This is a genomic window from Parabacteroides timonensis (genome assembly GCF_900128505.1).
Taxonomy (GTDB): Bacteria; Bacteroidota; Bacteroidia; order Bacteroidales; family Tannerellaceae; genus Parabacteroides; species Parabacteroides timonensis.
The window spans coordinates 35,410-49,116 of the sequence record NZ_LT669939.1 but is presented as its reverse complement, the minus strand read 5'-3'; the positions used below and the strand labels follow the sequence as shown (position 1 = coordinate 49,116).

The window sequence follows — 13,707 nt, the reverse complement described above, 5'->3', positions numbered from 1 at the left end:
TAAAGGAGAGTTCATCTAATAACTTTTTACATAACCTTTAGAGAGGGAAGGGGGAGTTTTTCTCCTTCTTTCTCCAATAGACAAACAGTTTGACCTCAAAACGGTTAATAATCCAAATATAATCTATATCAAATGAGAATCAGAAGCGTACATCCTGTCACATTTATCATGTTGCTAGCCTGTTGTCTTATAGGTTGCGATTCTGCCGTATTCGATGACTTGAGCGGTTGTCCGCAAGGCGTCAATTTCCATTTTTACAGCCAGACCCCTTGCGAACAATTTCCCGATTATCCGTCAGATATCAGGCAGGTCCGGATATTTGCCTTTGATGAGAAAGATGTGCTGGTGGGCGAATTTTCCGATAAAAAAGCGGTTCTTTCGGCAGATTATTCCTTGCCCGTCACATTGCGGTATATGGGGAAACTTACGTTTGTCGCATGGGGAGGTTACGACCTGGAGGCCTATGATTTTTCAAGTTTTAAGGACGGCGTTACGACCAAGCAGGAAATGTGGGTTGCGTTGCGGTTGAAAGATAGGCGAATATCTTCAATGCCCGGGCCTTTATACGTCGGACTCGCTTCCTTATCGCTGGAAAATTGGGATGATATGGGAAGCGTATATGAGCGGGTATCCTTCAATATGCGGGAATTGACATACCGGGTACATTTTACCATCAGATCCATTCCTGATCTATTCCCTATGGATGAGGATTTCATCATCAAGATAGAAGATGACAACGGGGTTTATGATTTTAACGGACAGATCGCATTTTGCGAACGTTTTGAGTATGTGGCCGAGGCCAGACGTGATGCAGAAGGGGGAGTAAAAGCAGACTTTACGTTGATGAAGCTGGAGGAAGGCAGGAACGCACTCGTATCCTTGGTTAACAAGACAACCGGGGAGACCCTTTATACAGCCAAGCTGGTAGATGATATAATCATGTTTCGGGGTGATTCGGGTGAACCTCCGTATAGTCTGGAGTGTGAGCATGATTTTCCCATAACCTTGAAGCTTAAGTATGAGAAGAGTACATGGACGCTGGTACAGGCGACCGTTTTGGACTGGAATGTCGTTTCCCGTCCTGTAGAATTAGATGCTGATATCATGTCGGGACAGATTTAAGATCCGTGTGGCATCAGAAAGGAATTGAGATTATTATAAAAACGAGATATAATGAAATACGGAACTGTGATAAGGTTGTTGACTGTGGCCTGCGTGTCGATTGTACAATTGGCCGGGTGCTTGCCTGATACGGAAGATATGAAAAAATCCGTCCCGGGTATTCCCATCCGGATCGTGGCAGAAATGAATAAGGGCACCGATGCTTCCCGGATGACGAAAGTCCCTGTGCGTTCTGAGGGGGGATGGAAAGAGAACTATATCGGTGCGGAGGAATATGAGAAAACCGTCAAGCATGTTCTCCTCTTCGCTTATAAGGACATCGGGACATCTCCTGAAAAAGTCATTTTCTATCATCCTCAAGGCACGGCCAATCCGCTGGCGGGCATAACCGGCATTGACCATTTTGAGATGAGAGAGATGGGCGGAATAAATGCAGGGAACTCTGATATAGCTTTGGATCTGGAGTTGATGGGTGGCAATTATAATTTTATCTTATTGGTCAATTGCGAATCCGGACTAAAAAAGATCCAGGAGGAACATATAATTCCTGATCCAAAACAGCTGACGGAGAAAACCGAAATTTTCACGTCCGACGATCTGAAAGGCGAAAACCGGAAATATCTTCCCATGACAGGCCAATGCAACTTCCTTGTTCCGGACAATATGGGCGGCAATAATAGGGTGACCCTTTCCCCCAGCATACTTCTGGAACGCATGCATGCTCGTGTCGAGTTCATTCTTACAACGGTTGATGACGAAGGCAACTATCTGTCTCCTCTGTTGCCTCTTTCCATAGTGACGAAACTCACTCTAAATAATGAGACCAGCGGTTATTCTGTCCTGCCTTCCGCCGAGGAATACACCGCTACCGGCGGGGGAAGTCCGATGATCAGGGGGGTGGATTATGCGGGAGAACCCCTGTTGTTACCGGATAGGCCCAGTTTCCATGAAGGCGCCAACGAGGGCTCCGGAGAATCCGCCTTTGTGGCCAAATGTAAAGAAAGGCTGCTCCCGTATACGGGAGAGACGCGTAATTACATCTATGTGGCTCCGGGGGGCTACAGGAAAGGAAAGGATGAGGCGTTGGCTTTGGTGTTATCTATTGATTACCGGACGGGAGACCCCGATGAGACGTATAAGATCGAGCTTCATAACCCGGATCTCAAGCAGGATGACAAGGCATATTACAATATTCGCCGTAATACCATTTACCGTGTCTTCTCCACGCTAAAAGGAACCAAGAACATGGAGTACGATGTTGTCGTGGATGAATGGGAGGATACGAAGGTGGCTATTCCTTGGTAACAAAGATGCCCACTCATGTCATCAAAAAGAAAAACAGTTAAAAAATAAATATATGAGAATCAAACATTACACTTTGATATTCGCTTTATTGGCGATATTTATGGGAATCCCTCTCATACAAGGCTGCAGTGACCCCCTTGATGAGCGTGGAAACAGCGGAACGGAAGTGCCGGCCAAGGATGGTTGGAGATCTGTCTCTATGTCTGTCGAAGGGCTTGGGCTCCGGAATCCTTTAACCCGCTCCCTTACGCCGGAGGGAGAGAACGCGACGGTGGCGGAGAAGATCAGAGTACTTGTGTTTGACAAGGACGACAAGTTCTCATACGAGGCTAAAGTGACATCTTTCATTCCTTCCAGCAATCCGGATGATAAAAAAAGCAAGGGTACCATGACCCTGCTGGCGAAAAATACCCCTTCGGGCAATACCAGCACTTTCGTGATGCTGGCCAATATCGCCGCGTCAGATGAGGCCGGGGCGGAAGAGTGGACCGGAAAAACACGGGAAGAGATTATGGAACTTTTCACATTCTCCATGCCCGACAAGGGGGAATGGAAGGACGGGGAGCTCCCGATGTGGGGAGTCTCGGATCCGATCAAGGTGGATCACGGTTCCGGCGCCGTTCCAAAACTCGGGACCATCTACCTGATCCGTGCCGTGGCACGTGTGGATGTAGGGCTTAAACTGAGTGACACGTCGGAAGGGGCTTCCACGTTTGACGAGAAAGCCGAGGGCATTGAGGGGATAACGCTGACCAAGGTGTTTTTTTATAACACCAACACAATAGGGCGGATCTCTCCGTTCGAGAGCGAGACTTATTGGGATCAGGCCAATAGAAAGGCGAAACAGCCTTCCATTCCTGATCCCGCTCCGGCCGTGACAGGAAGGACCGACAGGACATCCGCCATAGTGGATGAGAAAATATTATTGCGTGAAGTCTATGTCCCAGAGGCGGTCAACACGCCGACAGGTGCCACGCAAGGAGCCAACGGAGAGACGATCCCGGAAGAGGATACGGAAAATTACTTGAGACGCCCCTATATCGTTGTCGGACTGACCGGCGCGGACAAGAGTCGTCCCGACAAGGAGACATTCTTCCGGATAGACTATTTGAAACGTATGGGAACCGAGGCCGACGCTGCATACGAGTACCTGCCCTTACTGCGAAACCACCGTTACTTGGTGAACATCACGGCGGTGGGTGGCCCGGGATTCGACACGGAAGAGGACGCAAAGAAAGGGCCGGCCGCCAATATCATGTACAATGTCGTGGTATGGAACGAGTCCACAATGTCCAATGTACAGTATGACGGGCAATATATGCTGGGGGTCAGCGATGATCATTTCACTTTTTATAGGGAGGGAGGTAGCCTGACGGCGAAAGTGCAGACTTCCTGGCCCGAGGGGTTCACGGTAGAGGGGCTGCCCGCGTGGATCAGCTATTCCATAAAACCCTCGGAACCAGGAAAGTCAGCACCGATCGACGAGAAAATCGTGACCTTTACGGTCACGGAGCAGGTGGACACGGACCGCACGTGGCCGGAAAAAACAGAAGATGCCCAGAATGCGCTGAAAGCCGCTTATGTGAAAGCGGGCCGTATGAAATGGTTCCTTGGCTTTGAGCAGTCCAAGGATATCAATGTCACCCTACGGATCTTCGCGGACGAGGCGTGCAGCCGGCCGCTGGAGTTTATTGAGGTCAACCAGTACGGCGAGAGCTATGGGCAGCCTGGTAAGGTGATAATGAAAGACGGACGAACGCTTACGGCGGAAGAGGCCGGTGCCAAGGTCACTTTCTATGTGAAGACAGAGCCTCATGACCTGGAACCCGTTTTCCATGCCGAAGCCGCCAACCCGTTCAAAATAGAAAAAGCGGATCAACTTGCGGGAGGGATATGGAGATACACGGTGACAGCTCCCGATATCACGGAGAATCTGGAGTATTTCGATAATTTTAATACTACTTATATCTTCACCGTTACACATGCGGGAACCGATAGAAGCGCATCGAGAAAACTTAGCCTCTTACAGAAAGAATATAATGCCATTCCTTTCTTTGACAAATTCTTACATCAGTCATTGTTGGTCGCCAACAATTGTATATATCTGATGGACGGCCAAGAGAAGCAGTATTATGTCAAGGCCAATAGCGAATACAAGATCGAACTGGTTTCGGCTTTGTCCGATAACGGAGCAGGTGATGTGATAGAGCCGTTCGCTCCTTTCTATGAGATGGATCCTTCCCTTTCTGGAAAACCGGTTCCTTTCACGGTTGTTGACGATTTCACGGTCTCGCGCCTTTTCTCCGGTAAGGCAAAGTTCAAGATTTATTCCCCTGAAGGGCTTTTCCCAGAAAGGGAGTTCCTTGTGGAGTTGGTTTCCGGAATAGTACAACCCGAGGCGAATACTTACATGGTCAAAGCCGGATCGAAGCAAGGTATCTTTATCCCCGTTTCGCGGGTGAACACCGCCTATGATTATTATAATATGCTTCTGGATCACGATGCTCTCTTGGGAGGGAAGAAAGCTCTTCCAGGAAGTAGATCGGATTTTATGCTGAATAAGTTGGACACGGATGACGACTGGACGGCCAACATCGTGTGGACAGACATTCAAGAGCCGGGTGAACAGAACGATATAAGAAGAGCAGGACTTGCTGAGCTGTCCGAGCAGGGAGGGGCTGGTCCCAATTCATATATCTATGTCAAGCCCGGTCAGAAACCAGGAAATGTGCTGATAGAAGTTAAATCAGGAAAAATCAAGGGAAATCCGACACTTTGGTCCTGGCATATCTGGATTGTGGAGGAATACCCGACTGTGAGGACGCTCATTAAAATTAATAAGCCGGGCAGTGAGGGAGGAGCAGGAGAAGTCCAATTGATGTCGCATCTGCTGGGCGCTTATGAGGAGGTCCACTCCGAGTATGATAAAAGTAAGTATAGAGAATTCGGCATGCAATACCAGTGGGGCAGGAAAGATCCGTTCCCTGCGTATGCTGTACAGGAAAATGTGAACTTTTACGATGGAAATGGGAAGTCTTTTGATTTCCTTTGGGAACAGAGGGGCAACGACGTGAATTATGGTCTGGATGATGCCCAAAAAGCCAGAGGAGCCGCTATGACGATGAGGCAGAGCATTGAAAAACCGAATGCGATCGTCTCCCATCAAAGCTTTTGGCTGTATGAATGTTTTCCACATCGGACACCTGATCATTTCGATGAACGCTGGGTGTTCCTGTATCCTTGGAACCGGCCTGCCAGGACGGGAAAACCGGAGGATGTCGGCGGGAAAACCGTGTTCGACCCTTCTCCCTATGGATTTAGGATTATGTCCCAGAAAGAGGCTATCACACTGAAAGTCGCATATTATTATTCAAATGACCCTAACGGTCTAGAAACACCGTCTCCCGGAACTATTTATGACGGCAGTTTCATGGATGGAAAGTCTGGAAAAAATGAAGTCTTCTTTGCCGTGGCGCAGGGCAGAAGCAGAACTCATGCCGGCTCTTACCTGCTCAATTCTATAGGAGCTTCTTCGGGATGGAGTTTAACCTCCACTACAAATGATACCTATAGGCGTTGCATGACCTATTCTGTACGTCCGGTCATCGACCCGGAGGTGACAGATGATTATAAAAACTATTTACCTGAATAAAATTGCCCGTGCAGGCAAACGCTTGCACGGGCATACATAAACAATCAAAAAAAACAGAAAAATGAAATTACTATATTTGAGAGAGCATCTATCTTGTTCGAATTACCTGATCGACTCGGATGTCGGATTTTCTTATCACCAACTGGACAAGGAAGATATATACCAGATCGACAATAGTAAGTCATCATGTGCGCTCTTCGTGATTCAAGGTGAGGTAAATTTGGATTTCGGGAGCTGCCGCGGGGGACAGATGGAACAAAGACAGATGTTGTACATACCTCAAAATATAAAAGTCCAGATAGAATCCGTTACAGATTCGAGATGCATGCTCCTGTTTTGGGATAAGCACATGAATGTATGTAACAAATTTTTTTTTAACTCGTTGTCCACCAATAAAAATAATACGGATACGAATGATATGATCCTTCCAATTAGGAGCCCCTTGATGAATGTATTGGCTTCCGTCAGGCTATATCTGAACGCAAGACTGCTTTGCAGGCATATGCACTTGCTGAAACAGCAGGAATTGCTTTTGGTTTTGAGGGGGTTTTACACAAAAAAAGAACTGGCGGCTTTTTTTTCCGCATCGACTAATATTGGGGAATCATTTGAAAGGTTTGTGTGGGATAACTATAAAAAAACCGATTCGATCAAGGAACTTGCAGACTTATACCATGTATCGGAACGATCTTTTAATCGAAAGTTTCATTCGTGTTTTGGAGAAAGTCCTTATAAATGGATACAGAAGAAAAAAGCGGAACAGGTGCAGGAAATGATCAATGATCCGGAATTTTCTTTCAAGGAAATAGCCGACGAGCTGGGCTTTTGTTCATCCGCGCATTTCACAGCATACTGTCAGAGGATGTTTGGGATGGCTCCCACCCAATTGAGAGAGAAAAATAAAGAGAGATGGATTAAAAAATGAAAAAATCAGAAAATATTTAAATAAAGATGCCTGATAATAAGATAAATATACATCGTATAGAGCTTTTGCCTGTGGTATGTCTATCAGTTTACAATGAGATTGTAAAAGAGATGGCAGAACTGATAGAGGATAAACAAATACGGGAAGTATTTTGTTCCCTATCTTCTGGAGAAGATCTTAAGACAGTTTCAAGGAGGATAGGTATTTCACCCAGAAATCTGGTATCTATGTATAAAAAAGGGCTTTATCAGGTCCGTTTGGAATGGAAGCCTTATTCGGAATTAAAACATGAATTAGATCGTATGTCTATCAAATGCCAGAATTATGAGTCTCTTTTGATGCGCTTCGAAGAGGTTTCAAAAGAAAAAATTAAATATGTAAAGATTATTGTTAAAGAACAGGATATTCCTGCGGAATATGTAGACTTGCTAGTCTCTCCTTTAAGTAAATTAGACATAAATCTCAGGGCCTTACGTGCACTCAGGAAATATAATATCTACCAAGTAGAAGATCTTTTGCGATTTGTTAAATATAACGGATTTGACTTCTTATACCGAATGTCTGGCATGGGTACTAAATCTGTTGGACAACTGTATGAAAAACTGAAGGAAAAGGGAATTATGGAAAATCAAGACACTTGCGTCTTATTTCCTTATCTTTGAGTATAGGAGAATCATTGAAAAACAATGAACACAAATCCGTTTGATTTTTGTTGCTAAAAAGAGGTTATAAAGAGTTCTGGCAATCCTTATTTGTTCTCATGTTTTTTCAATGAGGAATGTTCTATTTTTGCTATTTGGTAATTATCCCTATCGCCAAATCCTAATGGAGACAATATATAATCTACTATTTGATAACCATATCTGTTCCCATTCTTTATAGAAAGAAGGATTATATAATACCTATTGATATAGTTTATTCATAAATGTATGCGTAGAATTGTTAATGATGATCAAGTTGTTATTGGTTGTATCTTTTTTTATTTTATGTAAAAAACATTTTACACTACTGAACATATGAATAAAAAAAGTAGATGGTATTTCACTACCCGATTTTTAGAAAATATAAATTTTTGATTTGAGGTTTGACTACCCATAATAAAAAATAAAGAGCCGTAAATAGTATAAAATTAACTAATTGATAATACATAAGATGTTGTGAATTAGTTGGCTTTTTTGTATATTTAAAGATTTTCCCGCAAATAAGGTTTGACGGCCAAAACGGGGAAATAACAACTTTAAGATATGAATAAGATACAAAATATTTCAGAAATTCACCCTACTTAGGGCTTCACAAAATTTGATCTGCTGGAAAAATATCGCAAGAGTTTTCATGAGAGTGAGCTTGGCAGGCCTCATGCTGTGTTTTCGTTTGACCGTATCGCCAAAGAGGCAGGTCTGTTGGAACGGCGGCTGGGACGCAAGAATATTTTCAGTTCTTCCGCAAAGAAGTACGACTATGGATGTCGGCAGATTAGCCCGTGAAAATAAGATCTGTATAGAACGCAAAGAAGGACTGATAACCCTTTATGACGAAAAACGGTTTGATTTCTGTTTTGGATAAAAAACAAAGCTATATGACAAATTTATTAGTAATAAATTTATGTAGGGATATTCCGAAAATAATATGAAATATTCAGTGAATACTACATATTATTTTCGGTTTTTTATTAGACACTAAATTTGAAATATTCGTGTGTAGAAATGATAAGACAGACTTGTCTTATTTTTATTTTTTACCATTTATAGCCTCCAGCAAAAATTTACCAGGTTTGAACTTTACGGTTGTTCTGGCCCGAATTTGTACTGGTTCACCGGTTTTAGGATTACGAGCCATTCTTGGCGATTGTTTCCTGGGGCTTAATGTCCCAAAACCGACAATAGCAATTTCTTCATTCTGACACATTTTCTCAGTGACGATCTCTACATAGGATTCCAGTACTTTTTTAGTTTTTTGTTTGTTCAATCCTGATTTCTCCGCTAATGCAGCAATAAGTTTTGCTCTGTTCATAGGTGTTTATTTTAATGATTAAGAATTCTACAAAGTTAATAAAAACAAGTCGTATAATTGAATTATTCCGGTAAAAATATAAGTGTTTTTTGAAAACATCTTGATTTTATTCCAAATGATCTTTTTTTAAGTCTTTGTCTTCTTATCTTGTAGAATAGCCACGATGACAGCAGTGGTAGCAACACAAGCCAACACTACAAATGTTATTTTTCTTTTTTAATCGCAACAAAAGTAAATATTTTCTCTATATCACTGGAGTACTTTTGTATTATATAGTAGACAATGATTTGTATTTTTCAGCCAATTATAAAAACATAAGAATCAACTACAAATATTTTTAATACATTTGCTATAAATAAATTAATCAATGGTTTAAGTTGAGTGAATTTATCCTTTGGCGAAACTAGACGAAACTCTTTCAAAGTCTTGTTTAGTTTTATTTGAAGACTAAAACAAAGAGTCTCCGGCGGATTTCCGGTTTCCGTCAGAGTTTCTTTTTATTTCTTAATGCAAAAAGAGAGCGATATCAGTGATTTATATTTCACGAATACCAAATTTTAAAAGATTATATAATATTTTTTTGAAAAGAAATTATTGCATTTATGTGGTCATAATTGACCGTATTTTTACATTTTAAGAAAAAAGCGTTTAGCTGATTTCAGTGCAGAAAAAAAGTCGAAAATTCAATTGATTTAAGTATGAAAAGTACGGCCATGGCTGTCGGCTTGTTAGCTCATGAAAACAAGCCGTATAGAGCGGAAAGAAGGATTGACAACCTTCTATGATGAAAAACTGTTTGATTTCTGTTTAGGATAAAAAACAAAGTAGTATGAAAGAAAAAATTCTATTTGACATTCTGGTATTATTCAGTACCATAGCTCTATTTTCCTGTGAAAGTAAAGACGGTAATTGGGAAGCTATGAAATGGAAACCAGCAGTAGAAAAAAGTATAAATGTTCCTGAATCCGGGGAAACTTATACCTTTAAAAGCATAAACTACAGTTCTTTTTGGATAGATGCCATAGTAGAGAATGGTAAAAATGTCAATATTGCCTCCGGCGGGGTTTTCTCCGGGGGCTGCATTTACATATCTCAATACAAAAAGAAAACAAAATCCACAATAGCGAGATTTGCTATCGTGGATTTTCATTCAGAAACTATTTATGGAAGATCCCTATTCTTTTTTCCTTATCCAAGGCATTCCAGTAATCTATGTTGGTTATCTTTTCCAGCAAGACTTTTCTATCTCCTTCACGAACCTTGTTCGCCTCCTTGGCAGAAACCAAGGCTGCACGATCACCCACGCCACGCCATTTAATCATGCGGGCAGGAACCCCACGTTCAAGCAAGGCCGTATGTATCGCTTGGGCACGGTGTTCCGAAAGCTGTAAATTATACGGTTCGCTTCCACGTGCGTCCGTGTAGCCTGTAATCAAGAAGTGTCCCTCTTGGTCTTTTTTCAGCATCTCGGCCAATTTATCAAGCGTCTCTGCAGAACCGGCGGTTATTATATCCTTATCGAACTCGAAATAAACGTTATCCAGCAAATCGCTTGCCAATACGCCGACGGTAACAGGAACCTCCACTTTCTTCTCTACAACCCGCTCGACGATCCTTTCCACCTCGACCGGCTTTTCAATCTCCACACGCCGCACAAGAGGGGCCGGGTGTTTGCTTTTCCCGCCGATACGCCAAATGATACTGGCGGAAACCTGTACGAAGTGGGGCAAGTTTTTCTGCACGGGCAGAAGGTATTCCCCTTGTAGCCCCAGCCCGAACGAGTTGCTTAACCAGGCCTTTACTCCCGCTCCGAAAGAGAGAGGGATAAAAGAGTTCTTGTCCGATGAACGTCCGTCGGGATTCCATACGTCGGAAGATTCCCAATGTGCTTCTCCCGTAGGATCGTCCACGAAATTTCCCCCATATACGGAAGAGTAGTTCTTATGCAGGTAATTCACCCCCACCCTAAGATAGGGTTCCACCCATTGGGATTTGAACAAGGGGGTAAGACGGAACTGCAACCCCAATCCTCCCATGTACAATAAATCATGTTTTCTGTCACTGCCCACGATACGGTTATTGTTCTTTGCCACGCCGACAGTACCCTGTAAATCCAGGTAAAACCACCGGTTCAACTCCCGTGCCACGTACAAGTTGGCACCCCCCATCAGATGGTTGGCTTTCAGGTTGTACAAATAATTTTCCGACGTGCTCCGGAAACCGGTGATTGAAACACGGCTCCAGTTGATCAGTGAACCGCCGACACCGATCTCCCATGATTTCGATTTCTTTTCCGGCTGTTCATCGTATGTTACCTCTTCCTGGAGAGGCGCACGACCGGACGTTTTCGTGTCCTGACCTCTCACCATCAGAGAATTTGACAGTAAGGAAAGGAACGCAAAACACATCATTGTTTTTATCTTCATATTCATAATCTCCATATTCAAATTAATCACTTCGCCCAATCATCCGGACATGTTTGACGTTCCACCTTCATTCGTTTCGAAGGATCAGCGTAATCCACCAAGAAATAGTTCTCGCCCTCTTTCACGAATTTATAGGCATAACGGCCACGGTACTCACAACCCTGTTTTTCCGGTAAAGGAGGTTTTTGACGCCGAATATCCAAACCGATCCAGTTACCAGGATAAGAACTTTCTAATTTGAAACGGCTTCCCCCCTCTGATAATAGGCGGGTTTGAGTAGAACTGAATCCTCCCGTCAGATCCAAAGATGTACTCATTCGTATGTAAACAACCCGATCGGCTGCCAACTCGGATGCAGGACATTTACCATCCACCGGCTCCCATAAATCGGTTCCCTCTTTCTGAGCAAATCCAAAGTCTCCTGGTATATAATGTTGTGTTTTATAAAACTCCGGCATATCATCCGTGTCCACTTCTCCCCAAAGAGTGGTAACACCTTCCTTTATATCTACAAAAACAGAACCTTTTTTAAATCCGGGAGCAGGGTAGACTTCCGGAAGATGGAATTTTTGCTCCATATATACTATTTGTCCGTAGTCATTTTGAGGACCTTCACCATCTCCAAAATAACAAGCGATGTATGTTGGGGTTCCATCCCACGCATAGGGTAACAATACTTTGATTCTTTCATCTTCTCCGGCATAGGATTTTTCCGCTTCCGTGAGGACAATCGGACGAATTAGAACAATTCCCTCGGGAAAAGGAATATTCGGCCTCCACGTAAACGATTTATCTCTATCTACGTTCTCCGCACTAACAGGCGCGTCGAGATCTTTGATTGTTCCTGATTTTATAACGGGATCCCCTATTGTTCTTACCGGATATCTGCTCCACACTCCGTCTATTTGGCGCTCGATCAAAATGCCGAAACCTGCACGCCTAAATTCATTTATATCGTCTGAATAGAGATTAGGTACCAGTCGAGTATCCTTAAAAACTCCCCTGACATTCACCCGGTTCGGAACCAATGTATTTTCCGCACTTGTTTCCTGAACTCCGTCAATTAGCACGGTAGCACAGCCTTTTCTTTCTGCCTCCGCTTTATTGTCCGGCAGTTTATCCCAAGTTACCTTAAACTGCCCCTCGGCATCTGTCGTAAACGTTGTCGACGCATCGATACCCGGAAGACCGCTCACCTGTATACCCGCAGGAACTTTATTGCCCCTCTTGTCATACACGGTAAAGAGCACCGATCCGTCCGTAGGTGTCACATACTCTCTCAAATCGGAATTCCAGTATTGAGGAATGACGTTATATTTTCCAATCTCGATCTCTTCTGTCGACGATTTACCTGTCAGGAAATCCCAGAAGTCCGTCTGTTTGTTCCGACCTGCCGGCCATTTTTGATCCGGATCATGCGGATTATCCACATTTCCGGATGAAATATATTCCTTCCAGAGTTCATAAGCGCTCTTTCCGTTGGTTCCGTCCTTACCATCTTTACCGTCCTTACCATCTCTACCATTTCCACCGAAAGCAGGCTTACCCGTATCCTTTCCGTCAATATACCAGTTGCCGTTCTCGCCGATGGTTGGTACCGAAGATTTTCCATCCTGGCCACGTGCGGTAACACCCGTATCCTCATTTCCAATGAACCAATGTCCATTATCACCGATATGCGGAACCTGTCCATTCTCGCCACTGGCTCCCGTCAGGAAACGCCAAAAATCCTGCACCGTATTATTTTCGGCAGGCCATTTGTTACCGGGATTGTGTGGATCATCCACACTGCCATCGGCAATCATGTCTTTCCACTGGTCGAAAGCGCTTTGGCCGTCTTTGCCATCGTTCCCGTCTTTTCCTTTGAGATACTTGAAAAAGTCAGCAACACCCGTTTGGTCTTTCGGCCAATCAATCGTTCCGTCCGCTACTTTTTCCATCCAAAACTCATAAGCTGAAAGTCCTGTATCACCTTTAAGTCCTTTAGGCATGGTGATATCCACATCTGTACAGGCAGCCATGAGTAAAAGCATGACAATTCCGCACAATTGTACAAATTTAAATTTATTCATATGATATATATTAATAATATTCGAGTGTTGAATGATAGGAAATATATTTTCCTTTATTATTGCAAAACTAAATCATTGTTAAAAATAATATGTTATTTAAAACAGACAATTATTATTTTATTTCAGACAAAACGAAAGACTAGGAATTAATATTCATTATTTTTGGATATTTTTTTATTATTACGGTCTAAAATC

At 43.3% G+C, this 13,707-nt stretch carries 8 protein-coding genes and 1 pseudogene; 6 read left to right on the top strand and 3 right to left on the bottom strand.

The window, feature by feature from the left end; all coding sequences use genetic code 11:
* Positions 1–132 precede the first annotated feature (132 nt).
* From BQ7394_RS00500 to BQ7394_RS26590, 6 genes and pseudogenes are all read left to right on the top strand, one after another.
* A complete protein-coding gene (locus tag BQ7394_RS00500; protein WP_075555578.1) occupies positions 133–1,122 on the top strand; it encodes a FimB/Mfa2 family fimbrial subunit in 990 nt (329 codons plus the stop codon).
* 51 nt (positions 1,123–1,173) lie between these two features.
* Positions 1,174–2,427, top strand: a complete 1,254-nt coding sequence (locus tag BQ7394_RS00495; RefSeq protein ID WP_075555577.1) for a hypothetical protein — start codon at positions 1,174–1,176, stop codon at positions 2,425–2,427.
* Between the two features lie 52 nt (positions 2,428–2,479).
* Positions 2,480–6,079: a hypothetical protein gene (locus BQ7394_RS00490; RefSeq protein ID WP_075555576.1), complete on the top strand. Its 3,600-nt coding sequence runs from the start codon at positions 2,480–2,482 to the stop codon at positions 6,077–6,079.
* Positions 6,080–6,140: 61 nt separating this feature from the next.
* Positions 6,141–7,004 carry a helix-turn-helix domain-containing protein gene (locus BQ7394_RS00485; protein ID WP_075555575.1) on the top strand — a complete coding sequence of 288 codons (864 nt, stop codon included), beginning with the start codon at positions 6,141–6,143 and terminating at the stop codon, positions 7,002–7,004.
* Positions 7,005–7,114: 110 nt separating this feature from the next.
* Positions 7,115–7,666, top strand: coding sequence for a hypothetical protein (locus BQ7394_RS00480; RefSeq protein ID WP_235848633.1), 552 nt, complete (start codon positions 7,115–7,117; stop codon positions 7,664–7,666).
* A gap of 642 nt (positions 7,667–8,308) precedes the next feature.
* Positions 8,309–8,452, top strand: a pseudogene (locus tag BQ7394_RS26590) (DDE transposase); the annotation flags it as partial.
* Positions 8,453–8,732: 280 nt separating this feature from the next.
* Here BQ7394_RS26590 and BQ7394_RS00470 read toward each other — a convergent pair.
* The 3 genes from BQ7394_RS00470 to BQ7394_RS00460 form a co-directional block, all read right to left on the bottom strand.
* Complete coding sequence (locus tag BQ7394_RS00470) at positions 8,733–9,014, bottom strand: HU family DNA-binding protein (protein ID WP_075555573.1); 282 nt, start codon at positions 9,012–9,014, stop codon at positions 8,733–8,735.
* Positions 9,015–10,171: 1,157 nt separating this feature from the next.
* The gene (locus BQ7394_RS00465; RefSeq protein WP_210436515.1) at positions 10,172–11,440 is read right to left on the bottom strand and encodes an OmpA family protein; all 1,269 of its coding nucleotides are present in this window, start codon (positions 11,438–11,440) and stop codon (positions 10,172–10,174) included.
* 26 nt (positions 11,441–11,466) lie between these two features.
* Entirely contained in the window at positions 11,467–13,512 is a 2,046-nt protein-coding gene (locus BQ7394_RS00460; protein WP_075555572.1) for a hypothetical protein, read from the bottom strand.
* Between the last annotated feature and the right edge of the window lie 195 nt (positions 13,513–13,707).